This is a genomic window from Pseudomonas sp. NPDC099000 (genome assembly GCF_044759925.1).
Lineage (GTDB): Bacteria > Pseudomonadota > Gammaproteobacteria > Pseudomonadales > Pseudomonadaceae > Aquipseudomonas.
This window is the reverse complement of sequence record NZ_JBIWAF010000005.1, coordinates 227748-250071: the sequence shown is the minus strand read 5'-3', so window position 1 is coordinate 250071 and position 22324 is coordinate 227748. Positions and strand designations below refer to the sequence as shown.

Genomic DNA, 22324 nt, shown 5'->3' with positions numbered 1-22324 from the left:
AGCAGTCGTAAAAAGGCTTGGAAGTTTTTGGGAGTGCTTCGCACTCCAACGCGGGCAAGCCCGCTCGCCACAAAGGTACTGTGCCAGATGATTGAATGCAGCCCTGACCAAGGAATCGCGACACCATGAAACCCTCGCGCCTGATGTTGATCTGGCTCGCCATCCTGCTGGCCATCGGCATCGTGCTGGGCACGTTGCGGGCGCTGCAGTTCGACGTTCCCTCAACCCTGTTTTCGATCAACTGGGGATTGTTGTTAGCGCTGCTGGTTCTGGCCGTTCTCGACGCCATTCGCCTCAAGCGTTTGCCCTCGCCGCGCCTCCAGCGACAAATGCCCGGCAGCCTGGCGCTCGGTCGATGGAGCGAAGTGCGACTGGAGGTCGAACATGACTTTGCTCAACCCCTGAACATACAGATTTTCGACCATGTTCCAGAAGGCGTCAGCTTCGAAAACCTGCCGCTTTCGGTGGAACTGCAACCCGGCCAGCAGAGCCAGGTCGGCTATCGATTGCGCCCCCTCAAGCGCGGCCACTTCACCTTCGAACACTGCGAAATCAGCCTGCCGAGCCCCTTGGGTTTATGGTCCGACAAACGCCTTCTTGACGTGACTGACAGCACCCGCGTCTACCCCGACTTCGCCCGTCTTTACGGCGGTGAACTGCTGGCGGTGGATAACTGGCTCAGCCAACTCGGCGTGCGCCAGCGCCAACGTCGTGGCCTGGGTCTGGAATTCCATCAACTGCGCGAATTCCGCGAAGGCGACAGCCTGCGTCAGATCGACTGGAAAGCCACCGCCCGCCAACGCACACCCATCGCCCGCGAGTACCAGGACGAGCGCGACCAGCAGATCATCTTCATGCTCGATTGCGGCCGCCGCATGCGCAGCCAGGACGGCGAACTCGCCCATTTCGATCACGCACTCAATGCCTGCCTGCTGCTCAGCTACATCGCCCTGCGCCAGGGCGATGCGGTAGGCCTGAGCACCTTCGCCAGTGATCGAGCGCACTACCTCGCCCCGGTCAAAGGCACCGATCAACTCAAGGTCCTGCTCAATACCGTTTATGACCTGGACAGCACCCAACGCCCCGCCGACTACCAGGCTGCCGTCACGCAGCTACTGGCCCGACAAAAACGCCGGGCGCTGGTGGTGCTGGTCACCAACCTGCGCGACGAAGACGACGAAGAACTGCTCACCGCCGTCAAACGCCTGAGCAAACTGCATCGGGTGCTGGTGGCGAGTCTGCGCGAAGACTTGCTCGACGGTTTGCGGCACGCGCCGGTGCAAACCTTGCCGGAGGCGCTGGCCTATTGCGGGACGGTGGATTACTTGAATGACCGGGCGCAACTCCATGAGCAGTTGAGTGCTCACGGAGTGCCGGTGGTGGATGCCCGGCCCTCAGAGTTGGGGGCCGAGTTGGTGACGCGGTATTTGGGGTGGAAGAAAGAAGGCGCTATGTAATAGCGATAATCGTAAAAGGCGCCATAACCTTAGCTATAAAAAAGGTGACGACGTCCGGCCTCAGCAATGCAGCAAAGCTGAAATTAGTACTTTCAAAGAAAATCCGAAACACCAAATAGCTAGCAAGGAACAAATCATGGACGATAAATATCTATTCGCGTCAGTGCTTATCAAGATCAACCAGAACCAATTAGCGTTGGGTGCGGCTATAGATGAGCTCACTATCTGGGCTGAGAAGCGTGGTGCGATCGATGTCGCAGGCCACTTAAGAGATGCATTAGAAACACTGGATCAAAATCAAGAGTTTATCTCGTTGGCTCTTCTCTCTCTGTCAACTGACTTCAAAGGAGAATAGGTGTTCCAGTTTTGTAGTCCCTTTGCCCGAATAGAAAAATGATGCAGTGGAGAGACTCGCTTTGCTGTGGCCAATGCTCATGGGCAAACCCTGCATCTACCCTGGTCCTACACGTATATATAAGAAGCCGTACAACGGCTACATAATCAGGTGCTTCTGCCTACAACCTGCGGTGCCCTCGACTGACTGCGGGCGAGAGTCACCCCGATTAAGGTTCTCCTATCGCTATTCATGAGCGATCCAACAAGGAGTTAACCCAATGTCGAAGGCTACACCTGACCTTTCCGAGTCTACGTGCTCACCCTATGCCACTTTCGATCCAAAAAAACTTCATGCCGCCGCCCAAAAAGCGCTGAACCACCATCTTGCTCAAAAAAACACCAAATTGTGCTTTGCTAACGAACGCACCACCGAGGAACGCGCCATGAAGATGTTCACCGTTGTCCCTGATGCCAACCCCGAAGCCTTGACCATCGAGACCTACGAAACATTCTCGACCGTCAGCATTCTGCTACTCGACTTGGCGGAAAGCCTGGACGACAAGCCGCGGCATTTGGCGATGGCGATTTACCGGATGAGTGAGTTGGGGTTGATGCTGGTGGAGCGGTCGCTGGATAACGAGAAGGCAATCAAGGTGACCTGAGCCTGAATAGCAGGCGCCTGGACTGACGCCTTCGCGGGCAAGCCCGCTCCCACAGGGTTAATCGGTGAACACAAAACCTGCGTTCAACTCGAAACCTGTGGGGGCGGGCTTGCCCGCGATGGCGATGCTGGAGACACCGCAGGCTTCAGGCCGATGCAGGCAACGGCTGAAAACTGAAGTACTGCGTCAGCGCCTCCACCAATTGCCCATACTCCGGCGGTGGCCGTTGCAGGCTGAACCCGGCGTCGTAATGGTGGGGGGTTTCGTCTTCGTGGCACCACAAACAACAGGCCGTCAGGTCAATGACCTGTAGGCAACCGTCGCTGGCGGGGATTTTCAAACGCAGGTCAAAGTCGACGCCCACCATCATGGGCAACTGGCTGATGAGCATCAGCCCGTCGGCGGACACATTGCCCAGAAAGCCGATGGGTTTGTCGGTGACGCTGTTGAACACTTTCAGAAAATACGGCAATTGATGCCGCTCGATCCGGCGGTCGGTAAACATGCGCAATTGGCCCAGCAAGGCCCTTAAGCAGGGCCGCACTAATGCTTCGGAACGTGCCGTTTTTGCTCTTGTTGAAAAAGCCTGGCGCGCTCTCCCCGATCACGGTGCGTCAGTCCACGAAACCGCTGACGCTTACTCCTGCCGATCACAGGTATGACCTCGGTCTGGAGGCGAGGCTCTAGAACCGATCTCTTGGACTATAGCTCACCACCGCCGGGCAGCCATCCTTTGCATGACACCTGCCATCAGAACTGCGTCGGGCGCACCGCTGCTGCGGCGCTGCGAGTCGGGTAATGGCCCAGACTCTGCAAGGTTTCCAGACGGGCGCGGGCGCGGTAGGCGTATTCGCTTTGCGGGTACGACGCCATGATGAACTGATAAGTCTGCGCCGCATCGATGAACAGCTTCTGCCGTTCCAGGCACTGGCCGCGCATCATCGACACTTCCGGCCACACATAAGGCCGCGCACGGCTGGAGCGCTCGACTTTCGACAGTTCGAGCATGACTTGCTCGCAATTGCCGCGATCGTAGGCGCTGTAGGCGAGGTTCAAATGGTGGTTCATCGACCAACGGGTGCAGCCCGTGACGCTGAGGACGCTAAGGGCAAGGGCGGCAATGGGCACGAATCGCATGGGGGTTCTCCTGTCTTGAGCTCTGTATCGACCCGTGAGCAGAAATCTTCAGGAATGTTCGGTTAAAGATATAAACGAATAAGTAGTGCATATGAACAATGACTACAACTTCGGACCATAGTAGCCTCACTCAGCGCTTGAACTCAGGAGTCTTTGCATGTCCGTCCGTCGTACCAAAATCGTCGCTACCCTTGGCCCGGCCAGTAACTCGCCGGAAGTTCTCGAACAGCTGATTCTGGCTGGCCTGGACGTCGCCCGCCTGAACTTCTCCCACGGCACCCCCGACGAGCACAAGGCTCGCGCGAAGCTGGTGCGTGACCTCGCGGCCAAGCATGGTCGTTTCGTTGCCCTGCTGGGTGACTTGCAAGGCCCGAAAATCCGTATCGCCAAATTCGCCAACAAGAAGATCGAGCTGAAGATCGGTGATCAATTCACCTTCTCCACCAGCCATCCTCTGACCGAAGGCAACCAGCAAGTGGTCGGCATCGACTACCCGGACCTGGTGAAAGACTGCGGCGTGGGCGACGAGCTGCTGCTCGACGACGGTCGCGTGGTGATGCGCGTCGATACCGCCACCGCCACCGAACTGAACTGCACCGTGCTGATCGGCGGCCCGCTGTCCGACCATAAAGGCATCAACCGTCGCGGCGGTGGCCTGACGGCGCCGGCCCTGACCGAGAAAGACAAGGCCGACATCAAGCTCGCCGCCGAAATGCAGGTCGACTACCTCGCGGTGTCTTTCCCGCGTGACGCCGCCGACATGGAATACGCCCGTCAACTGCGCGACGAAGCCGGCGGTACTGCCTGGCTGGTGGCGAAGATCGAACGCGCCGAAGCCGTGGCCGATGACGACACCCTTGATGCACTGATCAAAGCCTCCGACGCCGTCATGGTGGCCCGTGGTGACCTCGGTGTGGAAATCGGCGACGCCGAGCTGGTAGGCATTCAGAAGAAAATCATTCTGCACGCTCGCCGCCACAACAAGGCTGTGATCGTGGCGACCCAGATGATGGAGTCGATGATCCAGAACCCGATGCCAACCCGCGCCGAAGTGTCCGACGTGGCCAACGCCGTGCTCGACTACACCGACGCCGTGATGCTGTCCGCCGAATCCGCCGCTGGTCTGTATCCGCTGGAAGCCGTGCAAGCGATGGCGCGCATCTGTGTCGGCGCTGAAAAGCACCCGACCAGCAAGACCTCCAGCCACCGCATCGGCAAGGTCTTCGAAAGCTGCGACCAGAGCATCGCCCTGGCCGCCATGTACACCGCCAACCACTTCCCGGGCGTGAAGGCGATCATCGCCCTGACCGAAAGTGGCTACACGCCGTTGATCATGTCGCGCATCCGTTCCTCGGTGCCGATCTACGCGTTCTCCCCGCACCGCGAAACCCAGGCCCGCGCGGCCATGTTCCGCGGCGTCTACACCGTACCGTTCGACCCGGCATCGCTGCCGCCTGAGCAAGTCAGCCAGGCCGCGATCGACGAGTTGCTCAAACGCGGCGTCGTGGAGAAAGGCGACTGGGTCATCCTGACCAAGGGCGACAGCTACCACACCATCGGCGGCACCAACGGGATGAAAATCCTGCACGTTGGCGACCCGATGGTCTGATTGATCGGCTGCTGAAAAACAAAAGCCCCGCCATGAGAATGGCGGGGCTTTTTGGTGATCGTTCCCACGCTCCGCGTGGGAATGCCTCTACGGACGCTCCGCGTTCGGCTCTTGATGGGACGCGGAGCGTCCCGGACTGCATTCCCACGCAGAGCGTGGGAACGATCGGCGTCAGTGTCGGCTGATAAAGGCCGACAACGCCGCCATCGCCTCAGGCGAGCGCAACCGCTGGGTGAACAACGCGCCCTCTTCTTCGATCACCTTACGCAGCAATTCCCGGTCCGGGGCTTTCATCAATTGCTTGCTGATCCGCACCGCTTCCGGTGGCAATGACTCAAACCGCAACGCCATCTCCCGCGCCTTGGCCAACGCCGCTTCTCCGCTGGCCAACGCTTCGGTGGCTATGCCCCAAGCGGCGGCCTGTTCTCCGCTGAAGCTTTCGCCGAGCAGAAGCAACTCCGCTGCTTTTGCGTGCCCGAGCAGTCGCGGCAAGAGAAGGCTGGAGCCGAACTCCGGGCACAACCCAAGATTCACGAACGGCATTCGCAACCGCGCATCACGGCTGACATACACCAGATCGCAATGCAGCAACATCGTCGTGCCAATTCCCACCGCCGCACCGGCCACGGCGGCGATCACCGGTTTGCGGCACTCCAGCAAGTTGAGCATGAAGTGAAACACCGGGCTGTCGAGGTTGCCCGGCGGTTGCTGGATGAAGTCGGCGATGTCGTTGCCGGCGGTGAAGCACTCGGCGCTGCCGGTGATTAGCACGGCGTTGATTTCGGGGTCGGTGTCGGCCTGTTTCAGCGCTTCGGCCAAGTGGTTGTACATGGCGCGGGTCAGGGCGTTTTTCTTGTCGGGGCGGTTCAGGCGCAGGGTCAGCAGGCCGCGTTCGCGTTCAAGCTGGATGGCATCGGTCATGGCGAGTCTCGCGTCGTTAAACGATCAGCGCTCAACCACGGGGAACAAAGACATCCGCCAGCAGTTGGTTGCGCGGCAATCCGGCCAGGTACAAACGTCGGGCAAAGGCGTCGACACTGTCGGGGGCTCCGCAGACTAAGGCCAGGGTTTGCCGGGAAACAAGCCGCAGTTGCGCCAACGCCTGCGGCAACTCGGCCGGGGTCCAGAATTCAATGCTGAGGTTTTCACGCACGTCGCACATGGCATGCAGGGGTTTGGCCAGGTAATGCTCGCTAGCGTCATGGGCGAGGTGAATGACGCGAATGGCGCCTTGGTGATCCTGACGCAACGCTTCGCGCAACACACCGAACAACGGCCCCAACCCCGTACCGGCGGCCATCAGCCACAGTGGCCGGGTGTTCCAGTCCGGATCGTAATGCAGCGCTCCGCCGCGCAATTCGCCGAGGCGGATCGGGTCGCCGATTTTCAGCTGGCGGGCCGCGTCGCTGAATTCCCCCGGCTGGCGGCAATCGAGGTGGAATTCCAGAAAGCGGTCTTCTTCCGGCAGGCTCGCCAAGGAGTAAGGCCGCGCCACGTTGCCGGCCCACAACACCAGATGCTGCCCGGCGCTGTAGCGCAGTGGTCGCTCGGTGGTCAGGCGCAAACGCAACACGCTGGCGCTCAACCAATCGACAGCAGCGACTTGCGCCGGGCGGCCGTCGACGTTCGGATCGAAGGTATGCACCTGCAAGTCCTCGACCACCTGACACTGACACGCCAGTCGCCAGCCTTGCCGACGTTGATCGGCGCTCAAGGCATCGGGACGGCTGTCGCTGGGCAAGCCTTGAACGCATTGCACCAGGCACGCATGGCAACTGCCGGCGCGGCAACTGTAAGGCACGGCCACGCCGTTCTGATTCAAGGCATCGAGCAGGTTGCTGCCCGGCGCCACCGACCAGTGGCGCTCGCCGACGCGCAACTCAGGCATCGACGTTCTCCCACGCTGCCGCGCAGCGATTTCGACCGTCACGCTTGGCGCGGTAAAGCGCCTGATCGGCGCGCTGCAAGGCGTCGTCGAGATCATCGCCCAGCTCCAGCAAGGTCATGCCGGCGGACAAGCTGAGGTGGGCGACGTTGAGACCGATCAACTCGACATCGGTGAAGGCAATGCGCAGCCGCTCGCAACAGGACGTCAGGCGTTCGGCATTGCAGTCGGGCAGCAGCACCACGAATTCTTCGCCGCCATAACGGGCCAACACATCGCCGTCGCGCAGGCAGGCCATGGCCACGGCGGCGAAGGCTTGCAACACCTGATCGCCCGCCGCGTGGCCGTGCACATCGTTGATCCGTTTGAAGTGATCGAGGTCGATCAACGCCAGGCCATGCACCACGCCCGCCTCCATCGCGTTCAGCTCGCGGGAGGCCAGGCGCAGGAAATGCCGGCGGTTGAACAGCCCGGTGAGTTCGTCGGTGGCGACCAGGTCTTCGAGCTGGCGCATCATCCCGCGCAGGGTGTCCTGATGCGCCTGCAAGGCAAACCGGCGTTGGCGCATACGTTGACGCGAGGCCTGGACGTAACGCGCATAAAGCTCCAGCCACACCAATACGATAAGCAGCACGCACACCTGCAACGCGGCGAGCGCCGGGTCGTGCAACTGGAAGTGGTAGCCCTCCCACAGCGTGATCGCACTGAAACTGAAAAACACCAACAACGCGCACCGCACAAACGCACGGCGCGAAAGATGGAACAGCCCGAACAACATGATCAACAGGTAGAACACCAGGAACGCACCGCGCGCCTCATCCAGATTGGCGATCAGCCATGTCTGCCAACCCAGGCCCATCAACACCTGCGCTTCGGTCAGGCTCGGGTCGGAAAACCGCAGGTTGCAGCCGCTGTAAAACACCGCGAACAACGTCGCTTGGGTGATGACCACCAGCGCACTGCCAATGGCCACGCTGGCCAGCGGTTCATCGTAATGCCCGGTGAAAAATGCCAGCCACAGCAATACCAAGGCCAGGGCGTAGGTGCCGGCTGCGAGGGCAAAGCGTTTGAGCAAAAGCCGTTGGATGGCGTTATGGGTCAATCGTTGACTCACCGTGCGAAAGGAGGCTGATCGAGTGTCCTACTCTACAGACCGAATGCCACTTTAGTGGGGTGTCTGATAAATGACCATTCAATTTTCGGGGCAGAAAACTGGCGTCAAAAGCATGTTCGATTTTCACCTGGATCCTGGTGCTTGCCATGGTCCCTGTAGCAGCTGGCGAAGCCTGCGTTCGGCGGCGCAGCAGTCGTGAAATCGGGCACCTCGGTGTATCAGGCAGACCTTAAACACAGGTTTCACGACGGCTGCGCCGCCGAACGCAGGCTTCGCCAGCTGCTACAGGGATCGCGGTGTTATAAGACCAACGATTGACTGTCGGCGGGTGTGCCCGCCACCGAGGCGCGGTATACTGCCGCGCCTTTTTAGCGTCGCGCCAGCAGCCCCGGCGTGCCTTGAAAGGTGCTTGCAACCGACCGATGCACCCAAGCTGCAAGCACCTTATTGAATGTTCCCGTCTTTTAGAGGAGCGCGACTCATGACCGTGATCAAGCAAGACGACCTGATTCAGAGCGTTGCCGACGCCCTGCAATTCATTTCCTATTACCACCCCGTTGACTTCATCCAGGCGATGCACGAGGCCTACCTGCGCGAAGAATCGCCGGCAGCTCGCGATTCGATGGCGCAAATCCTGATCAACTCGCGCATGTGTGCCACCGGCCACCGCCCGATCTGCCAGGACACCGGCATCGTCACCGTCTTCGTCCGCGTGGGCATGGACGTGCGTTGGGATGGCGCCACCATGGGCCTGGACGACATGATCAACGAAGGCGTGCGCCGGGCTTACAACCTGCCGGAAAACGTCCTGCGTGCCTCGATCCTCGCCGACCCGGCGGGCGCTCGTAAAAACACCAAGGACAACACCCCGGCCGTTATCCACTACTCCATCGTTCCGGGTAACACCGTGGAAGTGGACGTGGCGGCCAAGGGCGGCGGTTCCGAGAACAAGTCGAAAATGGCCATGCTCAACCCGTCCGACTCGATCGTCGACTGGGTGCTGAAGACCGTTCCGACCATGGGCGCCGGCTGGTGCCCACCGGGCATGCTCGGCATCGGCATCGGTGGCACGGCCGAGAAAGCCGCGGTGATGGCCAAGGAAGTGTTGATGGAATCCATCGACATCCACGAGCTGAAAAAACGCGGCCCGTCCAACCGTATCGAAGAGATGCGTCTGGAGCTGTTCGAGAAGGTCAACCAACTGGGCATCGGTGCCCAGGGCCTGGGTGGCCTGACCACCGTGCTCGACGTGAAGATCATGGATTACCCGACCCACGCCGCTTCGTTGCCGGTGTGCATGATCCCCAACTGCGCCGCCACCCGTCACGCGCACTTCGTGCTCGACGGTTCCGGACCGGCGTCCCTGGAAGCGCCACCGCTGGACGCCTACCCGGAAATCGTCTGGGAAGCCGGCCCGTCGGCTCGTCGCGTCAACCTCGACACCCTGACCCCGGAAGACGTGCAGAGCTGGAAGCCGGGCGAAACCGTTCTGCTCAACGGCAAGATGCTCACCGGTCGCGACGCGGCGCACAAGCGCATGGTCGAGATGCTGAACAAGGGTGAAACCCTGCCGGTGGACCTCAAGGGTCGCTTCATCTACTACGTCGGCCCGGTCGATCCGGTGCGCGAAGAAGTGGTGGGCCCTGCCGGTCCGACTACCGCGACGCGGATGGACAAGTTCACCCGTCAGATCCTCGAGCAAACCGGCCTGTTGGGCATGATCGGCAAATCCGAGCGCGGCCCGACCGCGATCGAAGCGATCAAGGACCACAAAGCCGTTTACCTGATGGCAGTGGGCGGCGCGGCTTACCTGGTGGCGCAAGCGATCAAGAAATCCCGCGTGGTGGCTTTCGCCGAACTGGGGATGGAAGCGATCTACGAGTTCGATGTGAAAGACATGCCGGTGACCGTTGCGGTCGACAGCAAGGGCGAGTCGGTTCACATCACCGGCCCGGCGATCTGGCAGCAAAAGATCAGTGAAAGCCTGGCGGTCGAAGTGCAATAAGCGCTGCGACGACGAAATAAAAAGGCGACAGGAGCTATGCTCTTGCCGCCTTTTTTATTTGTTTTATATATCTATGTCAAAAAAGTGGTGGAATTCAGCGTGGGAATGCTCAACACCGTCGTGATATGGTTCGCGCCCTCTGCACACTTGTGTAATCCCCGGCATGTTTGAGTCTTCTCGCTCTTTGCGCATAACTCTATACACCCTCCTTATCCTCGCCGGTGCCGCATTGGCGGCCGGGATTGCCCTGCGTCACACCGAACGCCAGGCCCTGGTCGAAGACGCCGCCCGCGCCAATCAGCAATTGGCGCTCTACGCCAACTCCCTGCACACCCTGATTGATCGCTACCGCGCCCTGCCCGCCGTGCTGGCGCTGGACCCGGAGTTGCGCGCCGCACTCGATGGCCAGGTAACGACCGAACAACAGGACGCGTTGAACCGCAAGCTGGAAAAAATCAACGGCGCTGCGCAGTCCTCGACCCTGGAACTGCTCGACCGCACCGGCCTCGCCGTGGCCGCCAGCAATTGGCGTTTGCCCAGCAGTTACGTCGGGCACAACTACGGTTTCCGTCCCTACTTCAGCCAGACCCGCACCCAGGGCACCGGGCGCTTTTATGCGGTGGGGGTGACCAGTGGCATTCCGGGGTATTTCCTGTCCAGCGCGGTGACCAGCGACAGCGGCGAGTTCCTCGGGGCGATGGTGGTGAAGCTCGAGTTTCCGGAACTGGAGCGCGAATGGCGTCAGGGCAGCGACACGCTGCTGGTCAGCGATGCACGCGGCATTATCTTCATCGCCAATCAGCCGGGCTGGCGCTATCGATTGTTGAAACCCTTGAGCGACAGCGATCACGCCGAGCTCAAGGTCACCCGCCAGTACGACAAACAACCGCTGACACCGCTGGACTATCAATCGCTGCAGCGCTTTGACGACAACAGCGATCTGGCGCGGGTCGTCGGGCCTGACGGCACCGCCAATTACCTGTGGGAATCGCTGCCGCTGAGCACTGAAGGCTGGACCTTGCACCTGCTGCGCCGCCCGCAAGTCGCCTTCGAAGACAGCCGCAACGCCGCGCTCGCCGCTGCCGGGTTGTGGCTGGCGCTGGTGTTTCTATTGCTGTTCCTCAATCAGCGCTGGCGCCTGGCGAAAATGCGCCAACGCAGCCGTGAAGAACTCGAACAGCTGGTGGAAGAACGCACCCGCGACCTGCGCACCGCTCAGGACGGTCTGGTGCAGTCGGCCAAACTCGCGGCCCTCGGCCAGATGTCCGCCGCCCTCGCCCATGAAATCAATCAGCCGCTGACGGCCCAGCGCATGCAACTGGCTACGCTGAGGCTGCTGCTCGATCACGGCCGGGTCGATGACGCCTACAAGGCGCTGAAACCGGTGGACGACATGCTGACGCGCATGGCCGCCCTCACCGGCCACCTGAAAACCTTCGCCCGCAAAAGCCCCAGCGGCTTGCGCGAACGGCTGGATTTGGCGGCAGTGGTGGACCAGTCGCTGCAATTGCTCGACGCGCGTCTGCGTGATGAGCAAGTCAGCACCGTGCTGCACCTGACGCGTCCGGCGTGGGTGCGTGGCGATGCGATTCGTCTGGAACAGGTGTTGATCAATCTACTGCGCAACGCCTTGGATGCGATGCAGGACAAACCCTGCAAACGCCTGGAAATCCGCCTCGAAGCCGACGAACAACTTTGGCGCCTGACCGTCACCGACAACGGCGGCGGCATCGCCGAAGAACATCTGCCGAACGTGTTCGATCCGTTCTTCACCACCAAACCGGTGGGTGATGGATTGGGCCTTGGCTTGGCGGTATCGTTTGCCATCGTTCACGAATCGGGCGGGCGTCTGAGCGCCGACAATCACGCCAACGGCGCGGTGTTCACCGTGACTTTACCCATCGACCTGGAGGCCCACGGCCCATGCTGAATTCAGTAATGGTGGTCGACGACGAAAGCAGCATTCGCAGCGCCGTCGAGCAATGGCTGAGCCTGTCGGGTTTCGAGGTGCAGCTGTTCAGCCGCGCCGATGAGTGCCTGGCGCAATTGCCGGGCCACTTCCCGGGCGTGATCCTCAGCGACGTGCGCATGCCCGGCATGACCGGCCTTGAGTTGCTGGCCGAGGTTCAGCGCCGCGATGCCGACTTGCCGGTGATTCTGCTGACCGGCCACGGCGATGTGCCGATGGCGGTCGAAGCGATGCGCGACGGCGCCTATGACTTCCTCGAAAAACCCTTCAGCCCGGAAACCCTGCTGAGCAGTTTGCGCCGCGCCTTGGACAAGCGCCGGCTGGTGCTGGAAAACCGCGCCTTGCATGAGCTGGCCGACAACCGCGCCAAACTCGATGCGACGCTGTTGGGCGTGTCCCGTGGTTTGCAGACGTTGCGTCGGCAGGTGCTGGATCTGGCAGCATTGCCGGTCAATGTGTTGATCCGGGGTGAAACCGGCAGCGGCAAAGAGTTGGTCGCCCGCTGCCTGCACGACTTCGGGCCACGCGCGGACAAGCCATTTGTGGCGCTCAATTGCGCGGCGATTCCCGAGCAGTTGTTCGAGGCTGAATTGTTTGGCCATGAGAGCGGTGCGTTCACCGGTGCCTCGGGTAAACGCATTGGCAAGCTTGAATACGCCGATGGCGGCACGCTGTTTCTCGATGAAATCGAAAGCATGCCGCTGGCCCAGCAGGTGAAATTGCTGCGGGTCTTGCAGGAGCAGAAACTGGAGCGGTTGGGCTCGAACCAGAGCATTCGCGTGGATCTGCGGATCATCGCCGCGACCAAGCCTGATCTGCTGGATGAGGCGCGGGCCGGGCGTTTTCGTGAAGATCTGGCGTATCGCTTGAATGTGGCCGAGTTGCGGCTGCCGCCGTTGCGAGAACGGCGTGAAGACATTCCGTTGCTGTTCGAGTCGTTTGCACAGAATGCCGCCGAGCGTTTGGGCCGCACGTTTCCACCGTTGAGCGGCCCGCAGTTGAGCCATCTGCTGAGCCACGACTGGCCGGGTAATGTGCGTGAACTGGCGAACGTGGCCGAGCGGCAGGTGCTGGGGTTGGGTGAACCGGAACCGGTCGGGATCGATCCCGGGCAGTCGCTGGCGGCGCAGGCGGAAGCGTTCGAAGCGCATTGCCTGCGCTCGGCGTTGACCCGGCACAAGGGGGATGTGAAAGCGGTGCTGGAAGAACTGCAACTGCCGCGCCGGACCTTCAATGAAAAGATGCAGCGCCATGGGCTGACGCGGGAGATGTTCCTGGGTGAATGATCGTTCCCACGTCGAGGCGTCGAACCGTCCGCGTGGGAATGCAGCCCGGGACGCTCTGCGTCCCAAAAAGCCGAACGCGGAGCGTCCGCAGAGGCATTCCCACGCAGAGCGTGGGAACGATCAATCCACAAGCCAGATAAGCAATTTTCCGCTCACGCCCAACCCAACATAAGCGGATTTCCGCTCACCCGACTTTCGAAACCCCTCTAGCCCGGCCCTCTTCCCTTTGGCACACCTCCTGCTATAGCCCAAGCAGGCTGCGTTTCAACGCGCTCCACAAAAACAATTAAACGAAGGATCCTTCAATGGATAACTCCAACGCCCTGCCCCTTGGGTCGGCTGCCGTGCCCGCCAAAGAAAGAACCACCGCCAGTCGCATCAAGTCGATCTTCAGCGGCTCTGTCGGCAACATGGTCGAGTGGTACGACTGGTACGTCTACGCTGCCTTCTCCCTGTATTTCGCCAAGTCCTTTTTCCCCAAAGGCGACACCACCGCCCAACTGCTGAACACCGCCGCGATCTTCGCCGTGGGCTTCCTGATGCGCCCGATCGGTGGCTGGCTGATGGGCCTGTACGCCGACAAGGCCGGTCGCAAGAAAGCACTGATGGCTTCGGTGTATCTGATGTGTTTCGGCTCGCTGCTGATTGCCCTGAGCCCCGGTTATGAAACCATCGGCATCGGCGCACCGATCCTGCTGATTTTCGCCCGCCTGCTGCAGGGCCTGTCGGTCGGCGGCGAGTACGGCACCTCGGCGACGTACCTCAGCGAGATGGCGACCAAGGAACGTCGCGGCTTCTACTCCAGCTTCCAGTACGTGACCCTGATTTCGGGTCAGCTCATCGCGTTGGCGGTGTTGATCGTGCTGCAACAAGTCCTGACCACCGAAGAGCTGTACGCCTGGGGCTGGCGCATCCCGTTCGCCATCGGCGCGCTGTGTGCCGTTGTCGCGCTGTACCTGCGTCGTGGCATGGAAGAAACCGAGTCGTTCACCAAGAAAGTGAAGGCCAAGGAAAGCGCGATGCGCACCTTGATGCGCCATCCCAAGGAACTGATGACCGTGGTCGGCCTGACCATGGGCGGCACCCTGGCGTTCTACACCTACACCACGTACATGCAGAAATACCTGGTGAACACGGTCGGCATGAGCATCTCCGACTCCACCACCATTTCCGCTGCCACGCTGTTCCTGTTCATGTGCCTGCAACCGATCATCGGCGGGCTGTCGGACAAGGTCGGTCGTCGTCCGATCCTGATTGCCTTCGGTGTGCTCGGGACGCTGTTCACCGTGCCGATCCTGACCACCCTGCACACCATTCAATCCTGGTGGGGGGCATTCTTCCTGATCATGGCGGCGCTGATCATCGTCAGCGGCTATACCTCGATCAACGCCGTGGTGAAGGCCGAACTGTTCCCGACCGAGATTCGTGCACTGGGCGTCGGCCTGCCGTATGCGCTGACCGTGTCGATCTTCGGCGGCACCGCTGAATACATCGCGCTGTGGTTCAAGAGCATCGGCATGGAAACCGGTTACTACTGGTATGTGACCGCGTGTATTGCCGTGTCGCTGCTGGTGTACATCACCATGAAAGACACCCGCAAGCATTCGCGGATCGAGACGGACTGAGTCAGCCCGCGCAATAAAAAACAGGGGCAGACCTTAACGGGTCTGCCCCTGTTTTCATTGTCGACGCAGCCCCCTGTAGGAGCGAGGCTTGCCCGCGAAGGCGTCGTGTCAGCCAACATCAATGCTGGCCAGGAAATCGCTTTCGCGGGCAAGCCTCGCTCCTACAGGGACCTCATCGCTGGAAATTATCTGTTCGTCCCAGCACTATGAGCGCCCACGAATAAAGCTTCTGGAACCCGCGCCCATGCCCGACGACATCCACTTCTACGAACCCGCCAACGGCCACGGCCTGCCGCATGACCCGTTCAACGCCATCGTCGGCCCGCGCCCCATCGGCTGGATTTCCTCCCAGGATGCCAACGGCCGTTTGAACCTGGCGCCTTACAGTTTCTTCAACGCCTTCAACTACATCCCGCCGATCATCGGGTTTTCCAGCGTCGGGCGCAAAGACAGCCTGAACAACATCGAGCAGACCGGTGAATTCGCCTGGAACCTCGCCACTCGCCCGCTGGCCGAGCAAATGAACCAGAGCTGCGCCATGGTCCCGCCCGAGGTCAACGAGTTCGAGCTGTCCGGCCTGACCCCGGTCGCCTCGAAAATCATTCAGGTGCCACGGGTGGCCGAAAGCCCGGTGTCCTTCGAGTGCAAGGTCACGCAGATCATTCAGTTGCAGCGGGCGGACGGGAACGTGGTGCCGAGCTGGCTGATTCTGGGCGAAGTGGTCGCCGTGCATATCGCCAAGTGGCTGTTGAAGGATGGGGTGTACGATACCGCCGCGGCAGAACCGATTCTGCGCGGCGGCGGGCCAGCGGATTATTTTCAGCTGGGGCCAGAGGCATTGTTCAAGATGTGGCGCCCGGGGGCGGTCAAGTAATTACCAGAGCAGGTCGGCGTCTTCTTTGACGTCTTTTAGGCGGGTCAGCTCTTTGGCGGCGGCCAGATCAGCCTCGTTGGCCGTCTTGAAGATTTGCCCTTCAAGCACTTTGTGAAAACGTGGCGCACCGGCGCCACCGATGGCTTTGACCGCGATTGCGGCGTGGTAACCACCGTCGCCCGGTACTACAGCGGAAACAGCTTCGAAATGATCAAAGGCTTTACGTGCCATGTCGCGGATCCTGGCTGAGTGAGAATGGAGCCATTAAACCCTCAACCCGCCATTTTGTGTACCCACGACCGGGACTGCCCCCGCGCCTGGTCGGCCGATACGTCCTTGAAGGTATGAAAATCCAGGCTATTGACCACCAGTTCCTGCACCAGCTCGGCAAAAATCTCCATCGCCGGGGTGCTGAAGTAGGCGGTCATCGCTTGCTGGTGGGTCCAGAAACCGGACACCAGCCACAACTCCGGATCGCATTGCGAATGCTGCAGGGAAAAACTCAGGCAACCCGGTGCGCTGCGGGATGGCTCGATCAAGGCGCTCAGGCGCGCACCGAGTTCCGCCGAACGCCCGGCGCGGGCACGGACAAAAGCCATATGACTGACGGGGATCTGCGTAGACATGTTCAACCCTCCCAGGTAGTCGAGCGGCAGCCGTGGGGCGGGCTGCGACAGGATCAAAGGTTAAGCGCGCCGGTGGAAGCGCGGTTAGTCGATTCCTGCCGGCTTGTTGCACAATCCTGCGCGGCGTTTCGATAAACCTGTAACAACCTGTAAAAGCGCTCCTGACGATGAAACACGGCGTTCAAGCAAGTTTTCCTTGGGCTGGCTTGCCATAGAAGCGCCGTTAATTCACCCCGTGCAGAATCAGGCAAGCTTGAGGCAGGATGTGTCTACCGCAACGTCTTGCACAAACTTAAGCTCGCCCCATTACCAACGCACCACCGAGGATGCCTTGCATGTCGTCGCTCGATCACTTTCAAGCCCCGCTGGATGCCGACATGGAGAAACAGCGCGCAGAACTGGCCGCGATCATCCGTCGCAACACCACGGATGATGGCAATTATGCGACTGCCGTCGGTTCGCTGTTCATGTCCAAACACAGCAAGTCCCATGACTTTGCGCCGGTGCTGGCCCAACCGGCGTTGTGCATCATGGCGCAAGGCCGTAAAGAGGTCAGGCTGGCCGACGAATTCTTCAATTACGATCCGCTGAACTACCTGGTGGTCTCGGTCTCGATGCCCTTGAGCGGACGAGTGGTGAATGTCACGTCTGAAGAGCCGATTCTCGCGGTGCGACTGGATATTGATCCGGCAGAAATCACTGCGCTGATTGCCGATGCCGGCCCTTTGGGCGTACCGACCCGCCCCACCGGCCGCGGCTTGTATGTCGAACGGATCGATACGGCGATGCTCGACGCCGTGTTGCGCCTGGCGCGTTTGCTGGATACCCCGAAAGACATCGCCATGCTCGCGCCGCTGATTCGTCGGGAGATTCTTTATCGGTTGTTGCGCAGTCAGCAGGGCCATCGGCTGTATGAGATTGCGATTGCCAATAGCCAGAGCCACCGCATCAGCCAGGCGATCAAGTGGCTGAACGGCAACTATGAGCAACCGCTGCGTATCGATGATCTGGCAAAGGAAGTGAACCTGAGCGTGTCGACGTTGCATCACCGGTTCAAGGCGATGACGGCGATGAGTCCGTTGCAGTATCAGAAACAGCTGCGCTTGCAGGAAGCGCGGCGGTTGATGCTGGCCGAAGGGCTGGAAGCGTCAGCGGCGGGGTATCGGGTGGGGTATGAAAGCCCTTCGCAATTCAGCCGGGAGTACAGCCGGTTGTTCGGGGCTCCGCCGTTAAGGGATTTGGCGCGGTTGCGGTTGAGTGTGTGAACAAGCCTCACACACAATCCGTAGGAGCGAGGCTTGCCCGCGAAGAACGATAACGCGGTCATTCAGATACACCGCGTTGAGGCCTTCGCGGGCAAGCCTCGCTCCTACAGGTACGGTGGGTGTTTTCAGGCGCCGAGTACGCGGCACGCCTCGGCCGGCAGTGTTACCGACACCGGATTGCCAATGCTCAACCCAAACCCCTGACACGGCGTGCTCAACGCGGTAAACGACACCCCGGAACACTCCACCGTCGTTTCAATCGTCGCGCCGATATCCCGCACAAACGTCACCGTACCGAGCAACCGGTTCCCCGCCGTCGCCTGCGGGTGCGACAGTTGCAGGTCTTCAGGGCGAATCAGCATCTTCACCTTCTCCCCCACCACAATGCTGCTGCAGATTGGCACTTCCAGCGCGTCGCCACCCGGCAACCCAACCCTGCCGTTGCCCAGTGCGGTGGCCGGGAAGATGTTGCCCGAGCCGATAAAATCCGCGACAAATTCATTGGCCGGATGACGATAGATTTCAATCGGCGTGCCCACCTGCTGCACCCGATGCTCACCCAACACCACCACGATATCGGCCATGGTCATGGCTTCACGCTGGTCGTGGGTCACCATGATGGTGGTGATGTTCAAGCGTTGTTGCAGTTGACGGATTTCCACCTGCATCGACTCGCGCAACTTGGCGTCCAGCGCCGACAGCGGTTCATCCAGCAGGAGGATTTTCGGGTGGTTGGCAATCGCCCGGGCAATTGCCACGCGCTGGCGTTGACCGCCGGAGAGTTTGGCCACCGGGCGATCAATCATCTCGCTCAGCTGAATCAGCTCCAGCAACTCCACTACCCGCGCCTGCTGATCAGCTTTGCTGACACCGCGCAGTTTCAGCGGATAGGCAATGTTCTCCCCCACCGTCATGTGCGGAAACAGCGCCAGCGACTGAAACACCATGCCGAAATTGCGCTGATGCGCAGGCGTGTGGCCGATGTCTTCACCGTCCAGGCGAATCTCGCCGCCGCTGAGGGTTTCGAGCCCCGCGATCATCCGCAGCAGGGTGGTTTTGCCGCAGCCCGAAGGGCCGAGGAAACACACCAGTTTGCCCTCGGGCAAATGTAGGTTTACATCCTTTACCGCGCAGGCCGAGCCGTAATGTTTCTCGACGTTTTCCAGAATCAGACCAGTCATGTTGCACCTCAAGAAATAAGGTTCTGGCTGGAGGTCGCCGAGCGACGATCAGGCAAGGCAAAAGTCTGCGAAGAAGCGGAGTTGACTTTAGTCAATGAGCATTCTGAGCTGACTTTTAACGCAGCATGATCGAGCGCAGGCACCTCCAGGCAGAAGCTAGAACGAAACGCCGCCTTCACCGACCAGCTTCTCCAACGCCCAGATCAGGACGAAGTCGATCAGCACGATCAGCACGGCAAACGAAAATACGGTGGGGTCGAGCGATGACACGGTGCGGCTGTACATCCAGATCGGCACGGTCATCACGTCGATGGTGTAGAGGAAATAGGTCACGGTGAATTCGTTGAACGAGACGATGAACGCCAGCAGCATGCCCGCCAGAATCCCCGACTTCATCAACGGCACCACCACATCGATAATCGCCCGCAGCGGTGAGGCGCCGAGCATTTGCGCGGCCTCTTCGACTTCGCTGCCGATGGAGAGCATCGCCGCCGTGCAGTTTTTCACCACAAACGGCAGCGCCAGGATCACGTGGGCAATCACCAGCCGCGAGGTGGTCATCTGGAACGGCAGGCTGTCGAACACCAGCAGCAATGCCAACCCCAACACCACCATCGGAAACACCAGCGGCAGCGACATCAGTTGCAGCGCCACGGCCTTGCCACGGAACTCGCAACGGGTCAGCGCGTAGGCCGCCGGCACCGCCACAATCGTGGCGAAGACCATGGTCAGACACGCCACCATCAGGCTGGTGGTCATGGCTTGGCCCAGGCTCAGCACATCGCTGGAGTCAGGCGATACGAAGGTGTGCCAGGCGGCCTTGTACCATTGCAGGCTGTAACTGCTCGGCGGGAAGTCGAGGTTCGACGCACCGCTGAACGACATCACAATCATGGTCAGGATCGGCAACACCGCCAGCAGCAGGATGAAGCCCGAGAGGATGCCGGCAAACTTGCCGGTCTCGCCGGGCAACAGCCCATAACGCTTCTTGGTCAACGTGCTCATTGGGAAGCCTCCAGCATGCGCCGACGACGGCCAGTGATGAATTCGGACAAGGTCATGATCGCGAGCGTGGTGACAATCAGCACCACGCCGGCAGCGGAGGCGGCAGGCCAGTTCATCAGCGGGGCGATCTGGTCATGCACCATTACCGCCAGCATCGGCACGCGCCGGCCGCCAAGCAGCAACGGCACCACGAAACTGCTGGCGTTGTAGGCGAACACCAACGTCGCACCAGTAATGATCCCCGGCATGCTCATCGGCAGCACCACCTGGCGGAACACCTGGAAGCGACTCGCACCGAGGGTGGCGGCGGCTTCTTCATACGTACGCGCAACGCCGCGCATGGCACTGGCAATCGGCAGCACGGCCAGCGGGAACGCGGTTTGCACCAGCCCCATCAACACGCCGTTCTGGTTGTACAGCAGCATGATCGGGCGCTTGATCAGGCCCAGGCCCATCAGTGCCTGATTGAGCATCCCGCCCGGGCCGAGAATCACCAGCCAGCCGTAGCTTTGCAGCAGCAGGTTGACCAGCAACGGCAGCAGCACCGCCGCGAGGAAGATCCGTCGCACGAACGGCGAGGTCAGCCGCGACATGGTGTAGGCCACCGGGATCGCCAGCACGACGGCGATCACTGCGCTGATCAAGGCCAGGCGCAGGGTCAGCAGCAAGGATTTGAGGTAATACGGTTCCAGCAATTGGGCATAACTGGCCAGGCTGAACCCGGTCCATTCCGCGCCTTTGGTGCCCACGCTCATGCGCAGCACCAACAGGCTGGCGGCAATCAGCACGCCCAGAAACAGCATCGACGGCGAGAGGAAAAACCACGCACGGGTCGTCGGCGAAACACCCCGTTTCGCGCGCACGGGAGCGGCGTCGACCGGATGAGTCAGAGGTTGGTGTTCCATAGCAAAGGTCTCGTCAATGGAAAGCAGCTGACAGACACAAGTTTCGAAATCACCGCGAACCCTGTGGGAGCGGGCTTTTGTGGCGAGGGGGCTTGCCCCCGTTCGGCTGCGAAGCAGTCGTAAATCATCTCGCGCGGTGCACCTGATGCACCGCGATGACAGGATTCAGGGCCGCTTCGCGTCCCAACGGGGGCAAGCCCCCTCGCCACAAAAGCCCCCTCCCACAGGGATTTGCAGTGCTTTAAAGACTTGTGTTCGCCACTCGATCAGGAAGAAAAGATTTCCGTGTAGCGACGAATCCATTGGTCATGCACGGAGGCCAGGAAGGCGTTGTCGTGCATGATCGCTTTCTCGGCAATCTGCTCCGGCGTGAGGATGTACGGGCTCTTGCGCGCTTCGGCGGAGATGATCGCCTTGCTGTTGACCGGACCGTTGTAGATGTCCTCGGCCATCTTGCCCTGCACCAGCGGGTCCAGAGAGTGGTTGATGAAGGCGTAGGTCATATCGGTATCGCCAGGACGATTCTTCGGCATTACCGAGAGCATCAGGTCGGTGTAGAAACCTTCCTTCATCCCGAACGTAGCGCCCAGGCCGTAGGCCGGATCGCGGATCTGTTTCGGGAAAAAGGCCGGCGCGTACAGGCCGCCCATGTCCAGGGAACCGGTGCGGAACAGCTCGGCGATCTGGTTCGGGTTTTCACCCAGGGTCACCACGCGATCTTTCAGCTCGGCGAGTTTCTTGAAGCCCGGCTCGATGTTGTGCTCGTCACCACCGGCCAGTTTGGCGGCAATGATGATCAAGTCCATCGCTTCGGTCCAGTTCGGCGGCGGCAGGAAGATGTTCGGCGACAGCTCGGCGTCCCACAGGGCAGCGTAACTGTCCGGTGCCTCCTTGATGGTGCGGGTGCTGTAGACGAGGCTGTTGCACCACAGCAGGTAACCGATGCCGTGACCATTGGCGCCCGTGCGGTATTTCTCCGGCACGTCGACCAGGTTGGGAATGCGGTTGAGGTCGGGTTTTTCCAGCAGGTTGGCCGCAGCCAGGCCTTCCGCGCCGACGCCGGCCAGGGTGATGATGTCGTACTGCGGACGATCACCGGCGGCCTTGAGCTTGGCGACCATTTCCGAGGTGCTGCCGGTGCGGTCAGCGATGACCTTGCAGCCGTATTTGTCTTCGAAGGTGGCTGCGATATTACGCAGTGCAGCCAGGCCGGTGTCATCGGACCAGGTCAGCAGGCGCAGGGTTTTGCCCTGGAAGCGCGTGTCGCTGGCATTGGCCTTGACGAAAGGTAAACTCATGGCCGCCGCGGCTACCGACGCCACGCCCACGGTTTTGATGAATTGACGTCTGTTCAGATCATGCTCGCCCATGAAGGACTCCCTT

The 22324-nt window shown here is 60.6% G+C and carries 21 protein-coding genes; 10 read left to right on the top strand and 11 right to left on the bottom strand.

Going from position 1 to position 22324, the window contains the following annotated elements; genetic code table 11:
• The first annotated feature begins 125 nt into the window (after positions 1-125).
• The 3 genes from ACIQV9_RS09535 to ACIQV9_RS09525 all read left to right on the top strand — a co-directional run bounded on the left by ACIQV9_RS09535 (position 126) and on the right by ACIQV9_RS09525 (position 2455).
• Complete coding sequence (locus ACIQV9_RS09535; RefSeq protein ID WP_403100415.1) at positions 126-1457, top strand: DUF58 domain-containing protein; 1332 nt, start codon at positions 126-128, stop codon at positions 1455-1457.
• Positions 1458-1593: 136 nt separating this feature from the next.
• On the top strand, positions 1594-1812 hold the full coding sequence (locus ACIQV9_RS09530; RefSeq protein ID WP_403100411.1) for a hypothetical protein: 219 nt from the start codon (positions 1594-1596) through the stop codon (positions 1810-1812).
• 259 nt (positions 1813-2071) lie between these two features.
• Positions 2072-2455, top strand: a complete 384-nt coding sequence (locus ACIQV9_RS09525; RefSeq protein ID WP_403100408.1) for a DUF6124 family protein — start codon at positions 2072-2074, stop codon at positions 2453-2455.
• Positions 2456-2600: 145 nt separating this feature from the next.
• Here ACIQV9_RS09525 and ACIQV9_RS09520 read toward each other — a convergent pair whose 3' ends face one another.
• Both ACIQV9_RS09520 and ACIQV9_RS09515 read right to left on the bottom strand, forming a co-directional pair.
• Positions 2601-2960 (bottom strand): PilZ domain-containing protein, encoded by a 360-nt coding sequence (locus ACIQV9_RS09520; protein WP_403100405.1) that lies wholly within the window; start codon positions 2958-2960, stop codon positions 2601-2603.
• A 245-nt stretch (positions 2961-3205) separates the two neighbouring features.
• Positions 3206-3592 carry a tol-pal system YbgF family protein gene (locus tag ACIQV9_RS09515; protein ID WP_403100402.1) on the bottom strand — a complete coding sequence of 129 codons (387 nt, stop codon included), beginning with the start codon at positions 3590-3592 and terminating at the stop codon, positions 3206-3208.
• Between the two features lie 157 nt (positions 3593-3749).
• Between ACIQV9_RS09515 and pyk the strand changes: the two genes are divergently transcribed.
• A complete protein-coding gene (gene pyk, locus ACIQV9_RS09510; RefSeq protein ID WP_131062235.1) occupies positions 3750-5201 on the top strand; it encodes a pyruvate kinase in 1452 nt (483 codons plus the stop codon).
• 171 nt (positions 5202-5372) lie between these two features.
• Here pyk and ACIQV9_RS09505 read toward each other — a convergent pair whose 3' ends face one another.
• Genes ACIQV9_RS09505 through ACIQV9_RS09495 form a run of 3 tightly spaced genes read right to left on the bottom strand, consistent with a single transcriptional unit; the run spans position 5373 to position 8188 of the window.
• Positions 5373-6122 carry an enoyl-CoA hydratase-related protein gene (locus ACIQV9_RS09505; RefSeq protein ID WP_403100400.1) on the bottom strand — a complete coding sequence of 250 codons (750 nt, stop codon included), beginning with the start codon at positions 6120-6122 and terminating at the stop codon, positions 5373-5375.
• Between the two features lie 31 nt (positions 6123-6153).
• Positions 6154-7089, bottom strand: a complete 936-nt coding sequence (locus ACIQV9_RS09500; protein ID WP_403100398.1) for an iron-sulfur-binding ferredoxin reductase — start codon at positions 7087-7089, stop codon at positions 6154-6156.
• Positions 7082-8188, bottom strand: coding sequence for a GGDEF domain-containing protein (locus ACIQV9_RS09495; protein ID WP_403100396.1), 1107 nt, complete (start codon positions 8186-8188; stop codon positions 7082-7084). The genes ACIQV9_RS09500 and ACIQV9_RS09495 overlap by 8 nt, the downstream gene beginning before the upstream one ends.
• A 493-nt stretch (positions 8189-8681) precedes the next feature.
• Between ACIQV9_RS09495 and ACIQV9_RS09490 the strand changes: the two genes are divergently transcribed.
• The 5 genes from ACIQV9_RS09490 (at position 8682) to ACIQV9_RS09470 (ending at position 15959) form a co-directional block, all read left to right on the top strand.
• On the top strand, positions 8682-10205 hold the full coding sequence (locus ACIQV9_RS09490; RefSeq protein ID WP_131062231.1) for a fumarate hydratase: 1524 nt from the start codon (positions 8682-8684) through the stop codon (positions 10203-10205).
• A 163-nt stretch (positions 10206-10368) separates the two neighbouring features.
• A complete protein-coding gene (locus tag ACIQV9_RS09485; protein WP_403100392.1) occupies positions 10369-12135 on the top strand; it encodes an ATP-binding protein in 1767 nt (588 codons plus the stop codon).
• Positions 12129-13460, top strand: coding sequence for a sigma-54-dependent transcriptional regulator (locus ACIQV9_RS09480; protein ID WP_403100390.1), 1332 nt, complete (start codon positions 12129-12131; stop codon positions 13458-13460). The genes ACIQV9_RS09485 and ACIQV9_RS09480 overlap by 7 nt, the downstream gene beginning before the upstream one ends.
• Positions 13461-13765: 305 nt before the next feature.
• The gene (locus ACIQV9_RS09475) at positions 13766-15085 is read left to right on the top strand and encodes an MFS transporter (RefSeq protein WP_219095530.1); all 1320 of its coding nucleotides are present in this window, start codon (positions 13766-13768) and stop codon (positions 15083-15085) included.
• 244 nt (positions 15086-15329) lie between these two features.
• Positions 15330-15959, top strand: coding sequence for a flavin reductase family protein (locus ACIQV9_RS09470; protein ID WP_145311023.1), 630 nt, complete (start codon positions 15330-15332; stop codon positions 15957-15959).
• On the opposite strand, the gene ACIQV9_RS09465 is transcribed toward ACIQV9_RS09470, so the two are convergent.
• Positions 15960-16190, bottom strand: coding sequence for a hypothetical protein (locus ACIQV9_RS09465; protein ID WP_403100387.1), 231 nt, complete (start codon positions 16188-16190; stop codon positions 15960-15962).
• A gap of 41 nt (positions 16191-16231) precedes the next feature.
• Positions 16232-16585: a putative quinol monooxygenase gene (locus ACIQV9_RS09460; RefSeq protein ID WP_403100384.1), complete on the bottom strand. Its 354-nt coding sequence runs from the start codon at positions 16583-16585 to the stop codon at positions 16232-16234.
• Positions 16586-16920: 335 nt separating this feature from the next.
• Between ACIQV9_RS09460 and ACIQV9_RS09455 the strand changes: the two genes are divergently transcribed.
• A complete protein-coding gene (locus ACIQV9_RS09455; RefSeq protein ID WP_403100382.1) occupies positions 16921-17850 on the top strand; it encodes an AraC family transcriptional regulator N-terminal domain-containing protein in 930 nt (309 codons plus the stop codon).
• 125 nt (positions 17851-17975) lie between these two features.
• Here ACIQV9_RS09455 and ACIQV9_RS09450 read toward each other — a convergent pair whose 3' ends face one another.
• From ACIQV9_RS09450 to ACIQV9_RS09435, 4 genes are all read right to left on the bottom strand, one after another.
• Positions 17976-19031, bottom strand: a complete 1056-nt coding sequence (locus tag ACIQV9_RS09450) for an ABC transporter ATP-binding protein (RefSeq protein WP_403100379.1) — start codon at positions 19029-19031, stop codon at positions 17976-17978.
• Positions 19032-19187: 156 nt separating this feature from the next.
• Positions 19188-20036 carry an ABC transporter permease gene (locus ACIQV9_RS09445; protein ID WP_403100376.1) on the bottom strand — a complete coding sequence of 283 codons (849 nt, stop codon included), beginning with the start codon at positions 20034-20036 and terminating at the stop codon, positions 19188-19190.
• The gene (locus tag ACIQV9_RS09440) at positions 20033-20941 is read right to left on the bottom strand and encodes an ABC transporter permease (RefSeq protein WP_403100373.1); all 909 of its coding nucleotides are present in this window, start codon (positions 20939-20941) and stop codon (positions 20033-20035) included. Before ACIQV9_RS09440 ends, ACIQV9_RS09445 begins: the two co-directional genes overlap by 4 nt.
• 266 nt (positions 20942-21207) lie before the next feature.
• Positions 21208-22311: an extracellular solute-binding protein gene (locus ACIQV9_RS09435; RefSeq protein WP_403100370.1), complete on the bottom strand. Its 1104-nt coding sequence runs from the start codon at positions 22309-22311 to the stop codon at positions 21208-21210.
• Positions 22312-22324: the final 13 nt, after the last annotated feature.

Bases quoted from the DNA above. Each gene is read 5' to 3' on its own strand.
- ACIQV9_RS09535 (WP_403100415.1), top strand. From the start codon at position 126: ATGAAACCCTCGCGCCTGATGTTGATCTGGCTCGCCATCCTGCTGGCC.
- ACIQV9_RS09530 (WP_403100411.1), top strand. From the start codon at position 1,594: ATGGACGATAAATATCTATTCGCGTCAGTGCTTATCAAGATCAACCAG.
- ACIQV9_RS09525 (WP_403100408.1), top strand. From the start codon at position 2,072: ATGTCGAAGGCTACACCTGACCTTTCCGAGTCTACGTGCTCACCCTAT.
- ACIQV9_RS09520 (WP_403100405.1), bottom strand. From the start codon at position 2,960: ATGTTTACCGACCGCCGGATCGAGCGGCATCAATTGCCGTATTTTCTG.
- ACIQV9_RS09515 (WP_403100402.1), bottom strand. From the start codon at position 3,592: ATGCGATTCGTGCCCATTGCCGCCCTTGCCCTTAGCGTCCTCAGCGTC.
- pyk (WP_131062235.1), top strand. From the start codon at position 3,750: ATGTCCGTCCGTCGTACCAAAATCGTCGCTACCCTTGGCCCGGCCAGT.
- ACIQV9_RS09505 (WP_403100400.1), bottom strand. From the start codon at position 6,122: ATGACCGATGCCATCCAGCTTGAACGCGAACGCGGCCTGCTGACCCTG.
- ACIQV9_RS09500 (WP_403100398.1), bottom strand. From the start codon at position 7,089: ATGCCTGAGTTGCGCGTCGGCGAGCGCCACTGGTCGGTGGCGCCGGGC.
- ACIQV9_RS09490 (WP_131062231.1), top strand. From the start codon at position 8,682: ATGACCGTGATCAAGCAAGACGACCTGATTCAGAGCGTTGCCGACGCC.
- ACIQV9_RS09485 (WP_403100392.1), top strand. From the start codon at position 10,369: ATGTTTGAGTCTTCTCGCTCTTTGCGCATAACTCTATACACCCTCCTT.
- ACIQV9_RS09480 (WP_403100390.1), top strand. From the start codon at position 12,129: ATGCTGAATTCAGTAATGGTGGTCGACGACGAAAGCAGCATTCGCAGC.
- ACIQV9_RS09475 (WP_219095530.1), top strand. From the start codon at position 13,766: ATGGATAACTCCAACGCCCTGCCCCTTGGGTCGGCTGCCGTGCCCGCC.
- ACIQV9_RS09470 (WP_145311023.1), top strand. From the start codon at position 15,330: ATGCCCGACGACATCCACTTCTACGAACCCGCCAACGGCCACGGCCTG.
- ACIQV9_RS09465 (WP_403100387.1), bottom strand. From the start codon at position 16,190: ATGGCACGTAAAGCCTTTGATCATTTCGAAGCTGTTTCCGCTGTAGTA.
- ACIQV9_RS09460 (WP_403100384.1), bottom strand. From the start codon at position 16,585: ATGTCTACGCAGATCCCCGTCAGTCATATGGCTTTTGTCCGTGCCCGC.
- ACIQV9_RS09455 (WP_403100382.1), top strand. From the start codon at position 16,921: ATGTCGTCGCTCGATCACTTTCAAGCCCCGCTGGATGCCGACATGGAG.
- ACIQV9_RS09450 (WP_403100379.1), bottom strand. From the start codon at position 19,031: ATGACTGGTCTGATTCTGGAAAACGTCGAGAAACATTACGGCTCGGCC.
- ACIQV9_RS09445 (WP_403100376.1), bottom strand. From the start codon at position 20,036: ATGAGCACGTTGACCAAGAAGCGTTATGGGCTGTTGCCCGGCGAGACC.
- ACIQV9_RS09440 (WP_403100373.1), bottom strand. From the start codon at position 20,941: ATGGAACACCAACCTCTGACTCATCCGGTCGACGCCGCTCCCGTGCGC.
- ACIQV9_RS09435 (WP_403100370.1), bottom strand. From the start codon at position 22,311: ATGGGCGAGCATGATCTGAACAGACGTCAATTCATCAAAACCGTGGGC.